Raw genomic sequence first — 18,791 nt, 5'->3', positions numbered from 1 at the left:
TCCCCTCTTAGTCTCCTGGAAATGAAGCGGATATGTGTTTTTGTTGTCCTGCTGATGATAGGTCTTTCCGTCCCCCCTTCCGCCGCTCAGCCCTATTCCGGGGAAGGTGCAGGCGACTACGGAACCTACCTCTATTTCAGTGGGTTGCTCTCACACGCCTCCTCCCTCTTAGACTCCCTGGCTGCCCAGGACTACAACGTAAGCCAAGCCGTGGAGTTCTGGAACGTCACGAACGTTACCTACCGGACGCTTCTCATCTACTCCTCAGACGAGAACCTGATCGCCCTATCCTCCGCCTTCAGGACTCTTGGATACGGGATAAACCTTCTGTACTCTGGGGATGAATCCTTCCGGAGGGCACTTAAACTCAACAACTACCTCCTCGGGAAGTCCGCGGTTCTTGAGATGGAGGAAGGTCTCTCCGTGGTGGAGGAATCCCTCTCCAGGATATCAAAGGCCTCCTTCGTTGGAAAGGACGGGGAGGAGATCAAGTTTGACCTCACCAACGTTTCCTCGGCTCTGAACGGCGTCTCCCAGGTGGTAACTAGGTACAAGAACATGCTCTTCTCCCTTGGCGCCCCGGGGGGCTTCGTAATCGACGTGTCAAAAAATCCCGTTTACGCCTTTGAGAACGTCACGGTCTTCGGCTGGGCCCAGAATATGAGCAGTGTGAGGGTCTTTCTTGACAACGATACCGTTCTCACAGTTCCCGTGGAGAACGATAGCTTTTCGTTTGTCATAGCTTTCAACTCCACGGGGGAGCACGTTATCTACGCCGCCGGCAGGAACTCCAGCGGAACTTTCTTCTCAAACAGGCTCACTGTCAGCGTTTTGAGGGTTCCAACGGAGATAGTTGCCTCTGAGAGGAGGGGTGAGAACGTCACAGTGTCCGGGTACCTCCTTGACTGGAGGGGCAGGGGTGTCCCCAACGCCGTCGTTTCCATCCTGGCCAGGGGACAGTACTCCGTGAGAACCAATGGGAGGGGCTTTTTCAGCCTGAGCTTCCCCCTGGAGTCCCCGGTGAACGCGATCCTCCTGTTCAACGGAAGCGAACTCTACGCCCCGTCTTACACCACTATGCCTCTCTCCCCCGGTAAGACCTCCCCCGTTATACTACTCTCCTACGGGCGCTCCACGGTTGGGGTGGGGGAGAGAATAAGGATAAAGGGCACCGTGAGCCCTGCTGTCCCAATACAGATAATCGTTTACGTCGATAACTCTACCTACGAGCGGTTGAACGTCGAGGGCGAATTCTCGATTGAGCTGAGCCTCGACAGGGGAACCCACAGGATATACGCCGTTTTTCCGGGAAACGACGTCCTGGCCCCGGCTACTTCAAACGTTTTGGTGATAACCGCCGTTCCAATAAACTACACTCTCCGTATTCTAGCGGTGGCCCTTGCCCTGGTTCTGGCGGGCCTCCTGTACCGGGCCCTAAAGAAGCGCAGAAGGGCTGCCGTAGATGAAGCTCCGGCAATTGAAACCAAACGGGGAGAGGAACGGGAGAGCGGCATCTCCCCGGACGTTGTGAGCATATACCGCTTCCTCTACCGCTTTTTCAGGAGGCTTCTCTTCCTGCCCCCCTCAACGACCCCGAGGGAGCTTCTTAAAAGGGTCAGGGGGGGTTATGTAAGCGACCTGGCGGAGCTGACGCGGCTTCACGAGAGAGTTCTCTACGCTGGTGAGAGGCTTGGATCCCTGGACGTCAAGGGTCTTCTGAGAAAGGCCTCCGCGATAGTCGTCTCCGCTCTTGTGGGGGATGACTCATGAGGCGCTACGTTTACGTCATACTGGCCATCATCGGCATCTTCCTCGCGGTGATGCCCGTCACAGTCCCGGCCTTCAAAAGCAACGCCCCCTACAGCGTCCTCAACACGGGGCCCTCCGGCACCTCCAGTTTCGGGTACCTCCTCTACAAGACGGGGAGCGTCGAGCCCATACTGACCCCGTACGATTCCTTCTCGCTGAAGAGCGTCAACGGGACCCTGGTCGTCATAGGCCCGACGCTCGATTTCTCTGATTCTGAGGTCGATCAGCTGAAGGCCTTCCTCAGGAAAGGCGGCACCCTCATCCTGGCCGATGACTCCAAAATCGGGAACCGGCTTTTGTCGGCGCTGAAGCTGCCCCAGAGATTTTCAAGGGACAAAGTCATCAGCGTGACGTACCTTGACGATTCCGAGCATCCCGTAACTAGGGAGATCACCGAGCCGGCCCTGATGTCGGGCGTGAGCTGGGTGGTGCTCCACGAACCCCACGCGATACTGCACGCCCGCAATCCGCTGCTCTACACGAGCAACGCCTCCGTGCTGGGCGGGAAGTACGGTGCGTTTCCGGTTGTGGACGAGGTTCCCTACGGTAAGGGCCGCGTTGTTCTCGTCTCAGATCCTGACATCTTCACAAACTCCTTCTTCAAGAAAAACGCCCCGTTTCTCCAGAACCTCATCATGCACCTCCCCGGCAGGAACTTCTACGTCGACGAGGCCCACCACGCCGACCTCAACGTATACTCCAGCGGCACCGTCGTGCTGAGGAGGGCCGTGAACAGGAAGCTGGCCTTTTACTACGCCCTCTTCATGGCCCTTATAATATTCATCGCGGAGTCGGGGCTGGTCTCAAAAACGCTCGTATGGCTCTTCTCGCTCCTGGGGAGGCTCTTCCCCGGGGAAGAGGAGGGGGTTGATGAGGCCCTTAAGGCGCTGGTTGAGGAGGGGTTTGACGAGGATAGGTTAAAAAAGATGATACGCGAGATTGAAACTGGTTCGAAACTGAAAAAGCTGGGTGGTGCTGATGGACGGTAGATCCTTCATGCGGGAGCTTAAGCGGGAGATATCCAAGGCGGTCGTTGGCAGGGAGGATATAATCGAGCTCCTCACGATAGCCCTCCTCTCAGAGGGCCACGTCATGCTGGAGGGCATACCCGGCGTGGCCAAAACGACCGTGGCCAAGGCATTCTCCAGTGCCATAAGCCTGAGCTTCTCGAGGATACAGCTGACACCGGATCTCCTTCCGGCCGATATAATCGGGGTTATGTACTACGACCAGAAGAACGGCGAGTGGAGGATCAAGAAGGGCCCGATCTTCGCCAACGTTGTCTTAGCTGACGAACTCAACAGGGCCCAGCCCAAGACCCAGTCGGCTTTGCTCGAGGCGATGCAGGAGAGGCAGGTCACGATAGAGGGCAACACGCTCCAGCTCCCCCGTCCCTTCCTAGTGATAGCCACGATGAACCCCCTCGAGCATGAAGGGGTTTACGCCCTCCCCGAGGCCCAGCTCGACAGGTTCATGCTGAAGGTTGAGATGGGCTATCCCAGCAAGGAGGAGGAGCTCAGCCTATTAAAGCGGAAGAGCCTCAGCGATTTCTCCGAGGTGAACCCCATAGTCAGCAGGGAGGAGCTCCTGGGACTGATGAGGGAAGCCATGACCGTTAGGGCAAGCGACGGGATAATAGAGTACATCTACGCCATAATCTCCGCCACGCGCAGGGACGAAAGGGTACTTCTTGGGGCCTCTCCCAGGGCGGGCGAGCACCTACTGTACGCGTCCAAGGCGGCCGCTTTCCTTGAGGGGAGGGACTACGTAATACCCGACGACGTCAAAAAGGTCGCGGTTCCGGTCCTGCTCCACAGGATCATCCTGAGGACGGAGTACGAGGTCGAGGGCCTCAAGCCCCGCGCCGTCATAGAGGACATCGTAAGAAACACCGAGGTTCCGGTGTGAGCGATGGACAGGGAGGAGGTCATACTGCTCACGGCCCTAATACTGATGCTCGAGGGCTATCTGGCGGAGAACGTTCTTCCTGCGGTGATGGCGCTGTTCCTCTCCCTTTACGCGGCCTCTCTGCGGAGGAGCGTGTCGCTTTCCCTTGAGGCTTCCATTGAGATTCCTGAGAGCATGGAGGAGGGGAAGTGGTACAGCGGAAAGCTCAGGGTCAGCAACGAAGGTTCCGCCGTTAGGGTAAGCTTGGTTCTCGAGAGCGACGCCTTTGAAGTCGATCTCCCGGATAAGGTACTTGTTCCGTCGGGCTCCTCGTGGGAGGGTTCCTTCGGGATCAGGCCGCTCAGGAAGGGTGAGTTCAAGCTCGATTCCCTGGGTCTAATTGCTGAGGACGAGAGGGGCCTCTACTGGGAGTTCTTCTCTCTCCCTCCCGTCCGCGTCTCGGTGTACCCTTCGGTTGATGCCATAAAGGAAGCCGCTAAAATAGACCGCAATCTACGCCTCGCTGAATTCTACCGGGCGGGTAAGCTATTCGGGGCGGAGAGCCTCGAGATAAGGGATCTCAGGGAGTACCAGTACGGTGATGACTTCAAGAGGATCGACTGGAAGGCAACCGCCAGGCTGGGCGAGCTCATAGTGCGCGAGTTCTTGAAGGAGGAGAACGCCGACGTCTACATCTTCCTGGACAACACGCGGGAGATGCGGAAGGGGATAAAGCGGGCCAAGATAGACTACGCATCGGTTCTAGTGGTTCAGGTGGCTTCTGCCCTGATAAAAAAGTACCGCGTTGGTCTAGTCGTCTACGATGAGCTGAGCGCCGACATACTGAACCCCGGCAGGGGTGGAGTTCAGCTTGAGGCCATAAGGCGCAGGCTCGGCCTCAGGGGGGAGGCAGGAGAGGCCAGTTTGAGGTTCTCCTTCGAGACCTCCCTGAGCGAGAAAGCTAAGGCATTCCTCGGTAAGGTGATCCCTCTGAGGAAGGGCAGGAGGGGCCTCAAGGGCCTCTTTGAGGCATTAACTTTACTCAAAAACCCCTCCTTCATAATCCTCGTGACCGACCTCAGCAACCCGGGGGAGGTCTATAGAGCCGTGTCTCTGGCCCTCAAAAGGCACCGCGTCCTCATACTGTCCCCAAACCCGGTGCTCTTCTACTCCAGGAAGCTCGACCGAGAGTCACTGAAGAGACTATATCGGGCTTACGAGGAGAGAGAAGCTTTGATAAAACGCTTCAACCTCTTGGCTCCGACCATAGATCTCGGCCCCAGCGACTACATCAGGGAGATAGCGAAGGTGGTGTGAATGATAGGTGTCGTGGCCTCAATAGCACTTGCTCTTTATCTAAGGAGCTACGTCCCCCTGCTGGGTGTGGGTGCGTGGCTTTTATCCCTCAGGGACAGGGACTTGGGGCTTTTGGGGTTCTCGGTTTATGTTCTTTACCTGGCCAACTCGGTTCCAATAGAGACCGTGTACTTTTACATCCCGGCCGTCGAGTCTTTAGCGGTAGCCCTGTCAGTGGTTCTTCTCCTCGAGGACGTTCTGAAGCGCAGTAAAAAGGTTGAGGGGATTGAGGCCGTTCTCTCCCTTATCGTCCTTGGAGGTGCTCTCTTCCCTGAGCTCCTCGTTGCCGGGGCCGTCGTGTACCTGCTCACGAAGCTCAGACTGGACTACGTTGCACTCTCCATCGCTCTCTTCCTTCCTGTCGTCCTCATCCTCTTCGAGGGAAACCTGAACATCAGGGGTGGCTCCTCTCTTCAGGCCGGTATGATATCGGCCTTTGCCGTGTTCGTCATGGCCTACGGTCTTACAAGAGTAAACGTTAAAAAAGTGAAGGTCTTCAATTTAGGTATGGAAAAGGAACAGCGGTGAACCACGGTGAGAGTGCTGATCATCATTCCAGCGTACAACGAGGAACTTACCATTGGATCGGTGGTAGCGCTATCCAAAAAGTACGGGGACGTTTTGGTTGTTGATGATGGCTCCTCTGACAGAACGTCGGAGATTGCCAGGGAGGCCGGAGCATTGGTCATAAGGCACGAGAGCAACATGGGCAAGGGGAGGGCCCTAAAAACCGGTTTTGAGTACGCGCTATCAAAGGAGTACGATGTGGTGGTCACGATCGATGCCGATGGGCAACACAACCCCGATGAGATCCCGCGCCTTCTGAAGCCTCTGATCGGCGGGGAGGCGGATCTCGTTATCGGTTCGAGGTACCTCGGAGGCTCCAAGAAACGCGTTCCCCTGTACCGTCGCCTTGGCCTCTGGATCCTCAACAAGGGGACGAAACTGGCCGCGGAGACCGAGGTTGACTCCCAGAGCGGCTTCAGGGCCATCTCTGGGAAAGCCCTTGGAAAGCTGAACCTAAACAGCGAGGGCTACTCGGTTGAGACCGACATGGTGGTGCAAGCTAAGGAGAAGGGCCTTCGTATTGTGGAGGTCCCGATAAGCGTCCGCTACGACGTCCCGAACAGGCACAAGAAGAACCCGCTGAGCCACGGCCTCAGCGTCCTGTGGGAAGTTCTGAGCCTCATCGGATATAAACGACCTATGCTCTTCTTCGGCATCCTCAGTCTGCTGTCCTTTACGGCCGCCGCTGTCCTGGGGTACATGGGGCTGAAGCCGTATCAGAAAACTGGTCACGTGTTTTTGACCCAAACCGTTGGGGCGGGGGTATTCGCCATTATTGGGATACAGTTTTTTGTCTCAGGGCTGATGCTCAACGTTTTGGCAAAGATGGTGAGGGAGTGATGAGGAATCGAATAAGTTTGAGGGTTGCACTGATAGGTTCCAGGGGCATTCCTGGAAAGTACGGTGGCACTGAGACATTTGTTGAAGAGCTCTCCAAACGATTGATTAAGGATGGATTTAGGGTGTATGTTACATGTGAGTCGGATAAGTTCTCTGAGAATGAATATATAGGGATATCCCTAGTTAACATCCCATCGTTTCAGGGAAAAAGCATCACGATACCTTCAATAAATGATGTTATTGCTACAGTGTATTTTCTTTCAAAACATTCAAACGACGTTGACGTTCTTTACTACGTATCCCCAGATGGGGCACTCGCGGCGATAATAGGGAGACTGGCAAAAAAGAAGATCATTATAAACCCTGACGGGATCGAGTGGCGCAGGTTGATAAAGAGGAGCCGGTTCGTGCCATTCCACCTTTTTCCGGTATATTTAGTTACGATGATCTACATGTACCTCATGGAGTACCTCTCATGTAAGCTTCCGGATGTGGTTGTTGCAGACTCCATGGGGATTAAAGAACACCTAATGAAGAGGCATAAGCCTAGGAGGGTTGTTTACATTGCCTACGGTGCGAGAGAGCTTGTTCCATCGAAGCTCTCACAGAGGGAGGAAGCCGAAATCCTTGGAAGGTTTGGACTTGAGCCCAATGAATACTACCTCACCGTGGCGAGGATAGTTGCCGAGAACAACATCCACTTAGAGATTGAGGGGTTCAAAAAGGCGGACTCCTCAAAGAAGCTTGTCATAGTTGGGAACTTCAATGAGAAAGATCCGTACAGCAGGCACCTTTTTAAGCTGGCAGAAGATAATGAAGATGTACTTCTGCTTGACCCAATCTACGATAAAGAGGTTCTCGGAGTTTTGAGGAAAAACTGCTTTGCCTACATCCATGCCTATGAGGTCGGGGGGACAAACCCCTCCCTGCTTGAACAAATGCTGTTTAAGAGGCCGATATTAGCTTACGACGTGCCATTCAACAGAGAAGTCCTGCAGGAGGGAGGGATATACTTTAAAAATAATGACGAATTAGCAGCCAAAATGGAGATGCTTGAGAGGGGGGAGTTTGATTTAAGCTTAATAAAGAAAACCCAGGTTAAAAGGATAAAGAGACAGTACAACTGGGAGAAAGTTGCAAGGGCATATGAGATGGTGTTTAGGGGGGTTATTAGTGAGCTCTAAGAAAAAAAGATCCCCTCTAGTTTCGGTCATTATACCAACTTACAATTCAGAGAAGACAATAAGTCGGTGTATTATGTCCATTAAAAACCAAACATATCGCAATATTGAGATAATAGTAGTGGATGGAGGATCCAAAGATCGGACCGTTGAGATTGCGAAAGATATGGGAGCTTCAACCTATGTTCTTCCGGGTTCTAAAATGTCTGATGCAACTAACTTTGGTATTTTAAAGGCTCGTGGGAAGTATGTGTACCGGGTTGATTCCGACGTGATACTGGATAAGAATCTTATTGGAGAGGCGGTTCACAAATGTGAAAATGAAGGATTTGATGGTGTTTGTATATTCTGGCTTCCTGATGATAATATTAGTTTTTGGTCTAAAATCCGAAAGATTGAAAAAAGTGAGTATATCAGGCATCCGGAGTTTGTGGGGTCTATAAAGTATTCAAAGCCTGTACTTGGAGCAAGGTTTCTGCGAAAGGATGTAGTGATAAGTTTGGGAATGATGGATGAGGATGTTCCTCTTGCTGGCGAAGATTATGCCTTCTATATAAAATTAGCTGAATCTCCCTATAAAATTGGGGTGATAAGTTCTACAGAACGCCACATAGGGGAACCAAGAACCCTACGAGAGGTAGCCGTGAAAAATTTCAGATATGGGTGCTCTATGCGGCGGATTGTATTGAATAATACTTCCTTTCAAAAGAGGGGTAACAGGAGGGTTTTTTGGAGTCTCTCGCCCTTTGGGCGGAAATACTATTTGGAGGCATTTAGAAAAGCATTGGACATGGGTTTTAAGTATGCGCTTGGCTTTGTTGTTTATGAATTAGCGGTGTATATATCTTCGCTATTTGGTTTATTGTATTGTATACTCACGAATAGGGAGGATACAAAATGAAAATCCTGTTTACTAATTTCACTGAGATCACGTCTCCTGGGGGAGTTCATAAGACAATATTAGAGCTCTCTAGGCATCTTTCTCAAATGGGTCATGAAGTGGTGGTTTTTCAGTCAAATCCCCTTAATCTTAGAGGAGAAGAAATCATAGGGGGATTCCGAATAGTTAGAGCCAAATCTCGGATGGGGGAGTACCTCTATGGTTTTAGTCCAAAAGCATGGTTAAAACTGAACATTCTTTTAAAAGGATTCATGCCCGATATTGTACACGTTCATGGATATCACACATTGTTTTCACTTGGGGTTGTTTATCTCCTCAAGAAACATTACCCTGATGTTCCTGTTGTATTCTCTCCTCATTTCGGTGTTAATAGCCACAGTACATTTTTTGGTAAAATCTTTTGGAAGCCGTATAATCGCCTACTTGGAGCATGGCTTGTTGATAATGTTGATTCAATAATTCTAGCGTCAAAATTTGAAATGGAGACTTTCAAAAGGGAGTTCCCTGGAATCTCTGAGGATAAACTTGTCGTTGTCCCTCATGGTGTTGATAAAATCAGAGCAAAACCATTAAAGAAACAAAACAAAAAAGATCAAATAACTCTACTTTATGGGGGATATTTGCTTGAAAGTAAGGGCATCCAATATACAATCCTGACATTGGATGTGCTCATAAACAAGTGGGGAATACAAAATGTGAGACTTAAGATTATAGGAAGTGGACCATACGAGAGAAAGCTTCGAGAACTTGCTACTGGTCTTGGAGTTAGTGACTTTATAGAGTTTGTTCCGGCTATGCCTCATAGTGAATTCATGGAAGAACTAGAACAAGCAGATGTTTTCCTTTATCTATCAAAAGCTGAAAACTATGGGATCACTGTTGCTGAAGCGCTTGCTTTAGGAACACCAGTGATAGTAGCAAAAGAAACTGCCCTACTAGAGTTTTTGCGAGAACCTGGTTGTTTTGGTGTTGGATACCCTCCGGATCCTAAAAAAGTTGCAGAATTGGTTTTAAAGATTGTCAACAGTAATATTAAAATTGGGCCATTTAGTAGAAAGATAAGGACTTGGGATAAAGTGGCAAAGGATTATGAGAATATCTACTTTCAGGTTGGTGGGCGCAATGGGAAGATGTAGCCAGTTATTTATAACACTGCTATTTATTGGGGGACTTCTTTTGAGAATTTTTAACATGTTTCCTTTCATATACAAACCTATCCTGTTTGTATATGTTACCCTCGTTCCGGGGGCATTGTTGTTATCCAGCATGGGGGTTAACGTTAAGAGTCCTGTAAGATTTGTATTGTATGCCGTCGGTGTAACTGTGTTCCTGGAGTATATTTTCATGTTGATTCTAAATTATTTATTGTTAGCTATTGGTGTAGCCAGGCCGCTAAGTGAAAGGTACATACTCCTTGGTTTCTCTGTCACCATATTTATTGTGTTTATCTTTAGCTGGCTGAGTAGTCATAAGATAGATCACGGGCATTATGTGCTCTTCAATAAGCTTAACCTCTCTTTAGTTAATGGTTTCACATTTAGTATCCTACTCATTTTGCTTTCGGTTGTTGGTACGATGATATTAAATCAATACGGTACTGCGTTTGTTTTGTACATATTTCTGATTCTTGTTATATTTGCAGTAATTGTTCTCATTTTTGAAAAGATTGAGGTTTCTTTGTATCCTCTAGTTGTTTTTTCTGTGTCTTTGTCTATGCTGTACCATACATCTCTAATTTCCAACTATCTTTGGGGACGGGATATATTTAATGAACTCTTTATTTTGAGAAGTGTTGAGACACTTGGGAGGTGGGCTCCTAATTATATTTCCGATCCTCTTAACTCCACTTTAAGTATTACATTATTTCCATTATTTCTTAGTGATATTTTAAATGTCCGTACAATAATTCCGTTTAAGGTGATATATCCTATATTCCTCTCTTTGGGCATGGTTGGCTTTTATGAATGGTACAAAGATATGTTCAATGAAAAAGTTTCTTTATTCTCTGCACTTCTAGTAATATTTTCAATAACATTTTATGCAGAGATTCCTCAAATGGCGAGGGTTATGATAGGTGAGTTTTTCCTTAGCATTCTATTATTGTCGACATTTAATAATCACAGTCTTCTATCTCTGATTTTTGTAATATCCTTGTTATTAACTCATTATTCTACATTTTATATACTAATGTTCGAATTGATTGCAGTTATTATAGTATTGAAAATTATTGATGTATTCGATAGTTCAATTATCAAACGTAATACCAAGTCGATTTACAATATTATTGTGATTTTATTCTCTTTGTCTTTTCTTTGGTTTCTAAGTACCTCTAAAGGCATAGTCTTTAGGATTTCTTCAAGGTACTTCTTGTTGTTCGTAAAAGAGATAGTAGGTATCGTACTTCACCATACAATTTATACAACCTCCCCCCAGCACATTTTATCTATGAATTATCCCCTACTGGTGAAGCTAACCCAATATCTATATCCATTACTGGGTATGTTCATGATAGTGGGTCTATTCTTAATGACCAAAGATGTGTTGGTTAATCCAAATAATAATTCAAATAAGGGGTACATAAAAATGATGTTCTGGGGGTTTGGTGTAGTCAATTCAGTATTACTTGGAATGTCTGTGCTAGTTCCCGTGATATCCAGGACAATAACAGTGACAAGGGTGTATCACATTGCACTCCTATTTTCGGCTCCGTTTGTTTTCATAGGGTTCTTCGAACTAATTAAGAAGTTGGGAGCCATGGAGTATCTACATTATCTAGTTTCAATGTTTCTTATTGTTTTTTTGGTTTTGAACTCTGGGGTTCTTGCATCTATAACTTCAAATGTGTATGATGATACATCTATAGCTTTTCAGCATAACTCTGATTGGCCCAAGTTTACTATTCCTGAGATTTATGGGGCAAGGTGGATAGCAGAACATTGGGCTACAAGTGAGGTTAAAATACTTTATGGAGATACTTACGGTTGGGTATTGTCTGGAGCATTTAATTGGTATACCTGCAATGAGTTTAAGAGTGATTTAGTAATAAATGAGAGTACTGCATACATTTTCTTTAGAAAATGGAATGTTGAGCATAATGCCCTACTGATCGGTGGGGGAAGGTTGAGTGGGGGGAATTATTATCCGTCTTGGGCAATATATAAATACCTAGACCTCAGGATATATAATTCTGGTATGTCTGCGATATATCTGTATGTCAGATGACAGACGTAAATTATTCAAATGTATTAATTCTTGCAATGGAAAGTTAGACCTTTTTAAAATGGGCTCGATTTTTTGAGAGTTTTCTACTTTTACAGAGATTCCCTGTAGCTCCATCAAATACTCCTTTAACAAACATTAGAGCAGCGTCTACATTTCTGTAATGTATTAAATATACAAACGCATAAAACACTGTCCAAAACACAGTTGAAGCGAATGAAAGCCATCTGCTTATCCCCGTGAGATTTTTTCTGATAAAGTATATTCTGTTTCTACCGAATAAATATGCGGATAGAGGCTTTATTTTTTTACGTTTTGGATCATTGGAACCTATCTTATGCCATATTCGTGAGGATAGAACTATGGCCTTGGATATTCCATATTTTTTAGCCCTAAAACAAAAGTCCGTCTCTTCCCAATATGCGAAGTATGCTTCATCCAATAATCCGAGTTTGGTAAGAGTGTCGGTTTTAATAAGCATCGCTGCTCCATTAACTTCGTCAGTTTCTATTAGGGAGATGCCAGGAGAAATTGTGGCAAGATTAATCAATCTTTTATGCAATATGCTTTTGTATAATACTGCCCCTGAAAATTGTACTATTTGGGGGTAGTTATAAAAGAATATTATTGGGCCCGCAATCCCTATTGGTTTATTCTTATGGATGCCTTTAACTAGTTCAGACAGAAACTTTTTCTCAGTTACTGTATCATTGTTTAGGAGCAGTACATATTCCGGATTCAAAACACTCAAGGCAAATTTTATCCCAACATTATTCCCACCAGCAAAACCATAGTTGTCTCTGTTTTTGATTAAAATCAGCCTTCTATCCGGATCAACCTTTTCATAGAGCGGTCGGTTAAATTTTCCTTGCTTTGAGTCATCTTCATTAAGCTCAAAAACTCTGATCGGTTTATTGTTGGGGTTGTATTCAAAAAACTTCGAACTAACTTGAATCTCTCCTTCCGCGTATTCCTTAATCTTTTGGACTGAATCGTCTTTTGAACCATTATCCACTACAATAACATCGTAGTTGGGATAGGTTATCCTATAAAGAGACTCTAAGCACTCTATTGTATCCTTCCAGCCATTCCAATTTAAGATGATTATCGAGACCCTAGGATAATTCATAATAACACCGTCTGAATCTCTCAGGATAAATTCTTAAAAGGTTATCCTTATCATAAAAAGCAAGCGGGTGATGTTAGAATGCAAAAAATGCTAATCATTGGAGTTGATGGAGTGACAGGGGATGTTCTAATGCCCTCGATAGAAGAGAAAAAGCTTCCAACATTGAGGTCACGAGGTTTGAATAGAAAATTTTGGATTATCGGAGGTGTGTAAATGCCTGGTAATTTTAATGTGATCTTCATAGTAGTAGATACACTAAGGAAGGATTACGCTGGATCTTTAGAAAGGGAACTCAAAAAGTTGGGCTTTGTTTCTTATGAGAATGTTGTTGCACCGGCTTCTTGGACACTTCCTAGTCATGTCTCAATGTTTACTGGGTTATACCCTGCGTTTCACGGAGTACATGAAACCAAGACAAAAAAGCATGTAAATCTTAGAGTAAGCAAGAAAATAAGAGAAATGCTCATTAGTCATACCCTCCGAGATTTAGGGCTGAATACATATTTAGTAACGGCAAATATCTTTGTTTCTCCATACTTTGGAATTGACGGTTTTTTAAAAGTCTATGACATTGTGGGTATCCATGGGATATTATCCGATAATACAATTAAAGTTTTACAGCAAATTGGACATAACCATAAGAACAAATTGAACTACTTAATACAATTATTGCATTTGAACAAATATTCTGCATTAATTGAGATAGCACTAAAATATCCAATATACTTTTATCATAAGAGGACTTCTTGGCCATTGGATAAAGGAGCAAAGTATGCTGTTAAAAAACTTAAATCCATGCTAGCTGTTTCGGGAGGTAAATCCTCGAATTTTATCTTTATGAATTTGATGGAAGTCCATGAGCCGTATTTTAAAAAGGAAGGCAATGTTGATAGGAATTTTATAATGAATATACGAACCAATAGACTTGACCCCTATCTTGTCCAGAAATGGAAAGAGAAATATCCAAAAGAAGTTACTTATGTGACCAGAAAAATTCTAGACATGATGAGAATCCTAAAGGAAAAAGGAGTTTTTGATAACTCTCTGGTTATAGTAACTAGTGATCACGGTCAGCTATTGGGAGAACACGGAAGAATAAGTCATGGAACATTTCTGTATGACGAACTATTGAGAGTGCCCCTGCTGATAAAGTATCCCATAGGGTATGAAATCGAACGCACTGAAAATGAATCAAAATACATAAGCTTGGTAAAGCTCAAACCATTTATCCTTGGTATGGTGGACAACAAGCTCAGTGACGATAATGTGTTATACGATGGTACAGTGTTTGCAGAATCATATGGGATTCATCAAAATGTTGGTGAAGTGCGAACTGAAGAAGAGAAAAAAAACGTAGACCAACTCGAAAAATACCGCATAGCCATATACTACAAGAACTTCAAAGGTATCTTCAACGTCACCGACTGGAAGTTTGAGGAAATAATCTCCCATAACCCCCAAATAGCGGTTACCGAGGACGTTGTAAAGCATATGAAAAAGGAAGTCATGAAGTTTCTGAAAACTGCCACGGTGGCAAAAGTCCCGAAAATCAAAATCTAAACAAACCCCCCCAATATCTTTTTTACTCCCCTTAAATCAATCCCCATTCTCTTCTCAACCGCCAGCAACAGCTCAACGTCCTCTCTGTCAATGCTCCCGCTAAATAACACCAAAACAAAGAATACTCCCGTAATTATGACCAGCGCCACGAACGCGTACACTATGCTGGGGGTCTTTATACCTTCAACCAGTACCAGAACCAGCAGTGAAATCCCCACAACAAGAGTTTTAACGTAGCTCCTTCCAAACGGGTGAATTTTAACCTTCTGATAAAGCCTGAGGGAATTCAAAGCGTTCGTCACGAAATACGACACTGCCGTGGCAGCGGCGGCGCCCTCAATACCATAAACCGGGATCAGAAGGGCGTTCAGAACCACGTTTATCCCGGCTGAAACCAGCGTCGAGTACATTATAAAGCTGCTTTCCCGGATAACGATCAAACTCATCCCGTTCAGTCCCAAAAGTGTGTGGAACATGAATCCCACCGCAAGAATCCTGAGTGCCGGGGCCGCGGGGAGATACTTACTTCCAAAGAAGAAGCCTATCGTGGCTTCAGGAAACAGGAACATCAGAGTAAAGAGGGGAAATGTGGCGAGGAATATCCACTTCGTCAGAACCTGATACACCCAGCCGAGCTCTTCAATCTTTCCATGGGCGTAAAGGACAGTCGCCAGGGGAGGAAATATCAGCCCGGCTGAGTTCAGAAACACTGGCAAAAGCCTGGCAATAGGGGCGGCGCCGTTGTACAGTCCCACAACATTAGAACCGAGGTAGTAGCCCAGCATCAGCGTGTCCGTCCACGTCATTACAAAACCCGCAATGCCCGTCATCATCAGGGGAATTGAAAATCTAACCAGCTCTTTTCCGAGCTTTAAATTTAATGAAATCCCAAATCTAAAAACCCTCCGTTTCCACACATCAAAAGCGAGTGCCATGAGTGTGAGAACCCAGGCGGCAACGTAGGCACCAAAGATAAAGTCAAACGGCAGTTTTAAGAGAATCCCCAGCGCGACGAGCAGGAGGAAGGCTGTGGAGTAGACAATATTCTGAAAATACACCTGCTCCCTGACCCTGCCGAATCCCCTTGAGATGGAGATTATAACCCCTGTAAGAGCGGAAAACGGCAGCGCAAACGCCACTATCCTGAGCGCATATACCAGCCTCGCCTCATTGAAAAGCCCGGCGATTCTACCTGCCCCAAGGATTAAGACCGCCGCCCAGAGAATACCGTTCAGGGCCGTTATCACAAGTGCCGTCGAAACCAGATCCCCAACCCTCGAAGGCTCCCTCTCCTTGTAGAAGGCGACCTCCCTGGGGAGGGAGTTCTGAAAGCCGAGCGTGGCAAGGACAAGGGCAATGCTCAAGACAGTTAAAGCCAGATTAAACACCCCGTACTCTGAAGTCGAGAAATACCTCGCTATCACCGCTCTGCTCAGGAACCCAAAGAACATCGAAACGACCGTCCCGGCGAAAACAATCCCCGTCCCCATGGCAATCCTCTGCAGCGCCTGGCTTGCCTCGTTCATGGGATTCACCCTTTAATTATGATGGCTTTGAGGGCTTTAATCCTCACAGCTTAATACTCTCCTTGAGTTCCTCCAGAAATTGAAGAATGTCATTCCAGACCTTATCAAATTCTGGAAGTGGGTTTATCTGGTGTGCCAGGCTCATCTCCCAGGCCCTTTCATAATGAGCCTCACGTCTTCTGAATTCTTCAATTTCTGGTTGAACACCTTTAACCTTAAACTTCCCAGATATTATGCCAGTAATGTCCCTCCACTGGGCAATATCCTTCAAACGCCAGATGTCATATAAATCCCTCGGTCTCGTTCTCTGGAAGAGCGAGCGAACTTTCTCGGCAAAGATCTCCTCAAGGGAATACACCAGGACCCCGGTATTGCATTCATCAGAATAGGAATGAATGATTTTCCTTTTTTCCAGCGGGAGCAGGATTGGTTCGTTCTCCTTTTTGGTCAGATCAATTTTGATTTTTAAGGGTGGCCCCGATGCCCTTATTATTCTAAAATAGACTCCGGCCTCATAGCCGTTTAAAGTCTCCTTGAAAGCAATATTTTCTTCAAAACCGATACCGCTTTCCCTTCTGGCAATCTTAATACCCTTCACCAGCTCTCCCTGTAGCGTTTTTTCATCGTATTCCCCCAGGAGTGTAAAATCCAGGTCATCAGAAAACCTGTAATTTCCGATGTATACTTTTCTTATCCCTGTTCCCCCCTTTAACGCCATTTTAAGGGATGTCCTTGAAAGTCCAAACAAAAGCCAGTTCTGGGCGTAATCCCTCTCTACCGTACTCTCCGGGACCCCCTTCTTTCTGGCAATTGTCTTAATCTCCAGTATGGGAATCATTCCAAGCCCTCCAGTTCAACGTTGGCTATGATCTTCCATTTGCCCTTAACATTCCCTTCCTTGGGCATTGTTGGATCAAGGAGGATGTAATTTCTCGCTTTCGGCCTTGGTAAGTTAATATCTACCTCAAAATAGTCACACAGGTAGCCGAGTCTTCTTATAATGGCGGAGTTATCCATTCTCAACGCATACTCTCTGAGCTTCTCCCTGTCAAGATCCTCCCTGAAGGCTTTGGCAACCTCAATTATCCCTCCGCAATATCTCGGCTTGTCCAAGCAGTCGATCACGGTTTTTTCTCTGTCGGTTATAGGAACTTGAAACTCCTCAATCCAGGTTTTTTCAACACCAAAGTATTTTTCGGGCTTTATCCTGATAATTTTATACCTAACCCCAAAAATTCTGAGGTCTTGTTTTTTCTTTCTTGCCGTCGTCTGGACGAATACAGTGCTGGGGATCTGCTCGGTAAAACCGTGATAATTGAGGGCTGACCAGTAAGCTATGGCAGAGGGCCTTACAAGAAGAGAACCTATTATGAACTCGTGAAGCGTGTATTCTCCTTTTTCTGCTCCCAAAGGTATGATGAGGTATTTTCCTTTTTCAATTCTTTCAACCCAGCCCCTTTTCTCAAGCCTGCTGAGGAGAACTTTCAGGGCGTTTCTGTTGAGGCCCGTTATTTTGGCCGCCTCTTCTATGGTGAAGACTCTCTTTCTTGCGAGTTTGTTAAGCAGTTCGATTCTCATAATTATCCACCATGGTTAACAGTTTCGATAACTTTGGTGCATGTTTTTGAGATTTCCTTATTAAATCTTTCGGGTTATGATCCTTCCCTAGTATCTCTCTAGTGCTCTACTTCTGCCTGTGTTTCGCTCATGGGCTTTCACCCGCTCATTTCTTTCAAATATTCGCTGATTAGCTTCTCCTCCAGCAGATGAAATTCGGATATTATCTTTTCTCTGGTTACTCCGCCCACTTTCCTTCACCAAAGTACATTTTGAAGATTTCTTTCACCTCCTCCATAGAGGGATAAGGATGTTTTTTAACCTCCTTGCCTTTGAGATATTTGAGCAATTCGCTAACGCGGACATCGTATTTCCTGCCAAGCTTAAAAAGCTTCTTTTGATTGATCCTACCCTTATACGCCAGCAAGAGGACGGTTGAATACAGAATCGTTCTCGGGCTGAAATCAATGAGCAGTGAATGCACAATAATCTCTTCCAGAGAAAGCTCCTCCGTCTTTTCAGAATAATAGTAGTGATACTGCCCGGTCCCAATGAGATCCACCCCAAAATCCCTGAACCTTTCAAGTCCGGTTAGATGGAAGTTATCAACATCCTTCCCCCTGTACTCTCCCGTCGACAGGATGAACTCCCCAACTCCGCCCCATATCAGGGCGGAATCTCCAGAAAATTCCCTGGCTTTAATGGAGTTCTGCAGCTCATAGAATTCTTCAGCAAACTCATGAAACAACTTGTACCTCTCAACCAGGAAATACTTCCCGTCTTTCTCCCCAATGACGCCGTAAGTGGAGAGCCTGTTGATCACATGGTAAAAAGTGCTCCGTGAGAGGTTGCTCTTTATGCAAAGCTCATGGGCACTTAAAGGAGTATCCATGAGAACCGCGAGAAGTGCGAGATTCCTTCCTCTCAGTATCTCATCAAGAGGCATGTGACCAAACTTGGACATCAATTTTCTAAGAAGTTCCGCGGGCTTTGCCGCACTCAGCGAGACTATCTTATATCTTCCTCTTTTTTCCGTCCTTACAAGGCCTGTTCTTTTGAGGGATGCAACGAGAGTAGAGGTTCGGTAAATGGATAAACCCAGTTCGCTGGCTAACTCGCGTATAGTCTTCTCCCCGTTAAGTTTCAAGAGCACCCTAACCTCCATTTTTGACAGTGTATTCATGTCCAAAAATTAGAAAGTGATATATATAACACTTTTGGTTTTTTAGACTTTTTTTAGAGCTTGCTCGCCTCGCCCA

At 46.3% G+C, this 18,791-nt stretch carries 16 protein-coding genes; 11 read left to right on the top strand and 5 right to left on the bottom strand.

Annotated elements, in window-relative coordinates; translation table 11 throughout:
* Positions 1 to 21: 21 nt before the first annotated feature.
* Genes ACZ5AM_RS00195 through ACZ5AM_RS00150 form a run of 10 tightly spaced genes read left to right on the top strand, consistent with a single transcriptional unit; the run spans position 22 to position 11,763 of the window.
* A complete protein-coding gene (locus ACZ5AM_RS00195) occupies positions 22 to 1,770 on the top strand; it encodes a DUF4129 domain-containing protein (protein WP_464915006.1) in 1,749 nt (582 codons plus the stop codon).
* Positions 1,767 to 2,798, top strand: a complete 1,032-nt coding sequence (locus ACZ5AM_RS00190) for a DUF4350 domain-containing protein (RefSeq protein WP_464915005.1) — start codon at positions 1,767 to 1,769, stop codon at positions 2,796 to 2,798. Before ACZ5AM_RS00195 ends, ACZ5AM_RS00190 begins: the two co-directional genes overlap by 4 nt.
* Entirely contained in the window at positions 2,788 to 3,717 is a 930-nt protein-coding gene (locus ACZ5AM_RS00185; RefSeq protein WP_464915004.1) for an AAA family ATPase, read from the top strand. The genes ACZ5AM_RS00190 and ACZ5AM_RS00185 overlap by 11 nt, the downstream gene beginning before the upstream one ends.
* 3 nt (positions 3,718 to 3,720) lie before the next feature.
* Positions 3,721 to 5,013, top strand: a complete 1,293-nt coding sequence (locus ACZ5AM_RS00180) for a DUF58 domain-containing protein (RefSeq protein WP_464915003.1) — start codon at positions 3,721 to 3,723, stop codon at positions 5,011 to 5,013.
* On the top strand, positions 5,014 to 5,580 hold the full coding sequence (locus ACZ5AM_RS00175) for a hypothetical protein (protein WP_464915002.1): 567 nt from the start codon (positions 5,014 to 5,016) through the stop codon (positions 5,578 to 5,580). It begins immediately after the preceding gene.
* Between the two features lie 6 nt (positions 5,581 to 5,586).
* A complete protein-coding gene (locus tag ACZ5AM_RS00170; protein WP_464915001.1) occupies positions 5,587 to 6,459 on the top strand; it encodes a glycosyltransferase family 2 protein in 873 nt (290 codons plus the stop codon).
* Positions 6,459 to 7,643: a DUF1972 domain-containing protein gene (locus ACZ5AM_RS00165; RefSeq protein ID WP_464915000.1), complete on the top strand. Its 1,185-nt coding sequence runs from the start codon at positions 6,459 to 6,461 to the stop codon at positions 7,641 to 7,643. The genes ACZ5AM_RS00170 and ACZ5AM_RS00165 overlap by 1 nt, the downstream gene beginning before the upstream one ends.
* Positions 7,633 to 8,541, top strand: a complete 909-nt coding sequence (locus ACZ5AM_RS00160) for a glycosyltransferase family 2 protein (protein WP_464914999.1) — start codon at positions 7,633 to 7,635, stop codon at positions 8,539 to 8,541. Before ACZ5AM_RS00165 ends, ACZ5AM_RS00160 begins: the two co-directional genes overlap by 11 nt.
* Positions 8,538 to 9,677: a glycosyltransferase family 4 protein gene (locus ACZ5AM_RS00155; RefSeq protein WP_464914998.1), complete on the top strand. Its 1,140-nt coding sequence runs from the start codon at positions 8,538 to 8,540 to the stop codon at positions 9,675 to 9,677. Before ACZ5AM_RS00160 ends, ACZ5AM_RS00155 begins: the two co-directional genes overlap by 4 nt.
* On the top strand, positions 9,664 to 11,763 hold the full coding sequence (locus tag ACZ5AM_RS00150) for a DUF2206 domain-containing protein (protein WP_464916174.1): 2,100 nt from the start codon (positions 9,664 to 9,666) through the stop codon (positions 11,761 to 11,763). The genes ACZ5AM_RS00155 and ACZ5AM_RS00150 overlap by 14 nt, the downstream gene beginning before the upstream one ends.
* Before the next feature lie 43 nt (positions 11,764 to 11,806).
* Here ACZ5AM_RS00150 and ACZ5AM_RS00145 read toward each other — a convergent pair whose 3' ends face one another.
* Positions 11,807 to 12,889, bottom strand: a complete 1,083-nt coding sequence (locus ACZ5AM_RS00145; RefSeq protein WP_464914997.1) for a glycosyltransferase family 2 protein — start codon at positions 12,887 to 12,889, stop codon at positions 11,807 to 11,809.
* A gap of 213 nt (positions 12,890 to 13,102) precedes the next feature.
* Here ACZ5AM_RS00145 and ACZ5AM_RS00140 point away from each other — a divergent pair, with 213 nt between their 5' ends.
* Positions 13,103 to 14,449, top strand: a complete 1,347-nt coding sequence (locus ACZ5AM_RS00140) for a sulfatase-like hydrolase/transferase (protein ID WP_464914996.1) — start codon at positions 13,103 to 13,105, stop codon at positions 14,447 to 14,449.
* On the opposite strand, the gene ACZ5AM_RS00135 is transcribed toward ACZ5AM_RS00140, so the two are convergent.
* From ACZ5AM_RS00135 to ACZ5AM_RS00120, 4 genes are all read right to left on the bottom strand, one after another.
* The gene (locus ACZ5AM_RS00135; RefSeq protein ID WP_464914995.1) at positions 14,446 to 15,975 is read right to left on the bottom strand and encodes a flippase; all 1,530 of its coding nucleotides are present in this window, start codon (positions 15,973 to 15,975) and stop codon (positions 14,446 to 14,448) included. The genes ACZ5AM_RS00140 and ACZ5AM_RS00135 overlap by 4 nt on opposite strands.
* A 43-nt stretch (positions 15,976 to 16,018) precedes the next feature.
* Positions 16,019 to 16,813: a nucleotidyl transferase AbiEii/AbiGii toxin family protein gene (locus tag ACZ5AM_RS00130; RefSeq protein WP_464914994.1), complete on the bottom strand. Its 795-nt coding sequence runs from the start codon at positions 16,811 to 16,813 to the stop codon at positions 16,019 to 16,021.
* Positions 16,810 to 17,553 carry a type IV toxin-antitoxin system AbiEi family antitoxin domain-containing protein gene (locus ACZ5AM_RS00125; protein WP_464914993.1) on the bottom strand — a complete coding sequence of 248 codons (744 nt, stop codon included), beginning with the start codon at positions 17,551 to 17,553 and terminating at the stop codon, positions 16,810 to 16,812. Before ACZ5AM_RS00125 ends, ACZ5AM_RS00130 begins: the two co-directional genes overlap by 4 nt.
* A 217-nt stretch (positions 17,554 to 17,770) precedes the next feature.
* The gene (locus tag ACZ5AM_RS00120; RefSeq protein WP_464914992.1) at positions 17,771 to 18,715 is read right to left on the bottom strand and encodes a helix-turn-helix domain-containing protein; all 945 of its coding nucleotides are present in this window, start codon (positions 18,713 to 18,715) and stop codon (positions 17,771 to 17,773) included.
* Positions 18,716 to 18,791: the final 76 nt, after the last annotated feature.

The sequence above is a fragment of the Thermococcus fumicolans genome, assembly GCF_055386755.1.
Note: the sequence above shows the minus strand (reverse complement) of the source record. Positions and strands in the feature narration are given on the sequence as shown.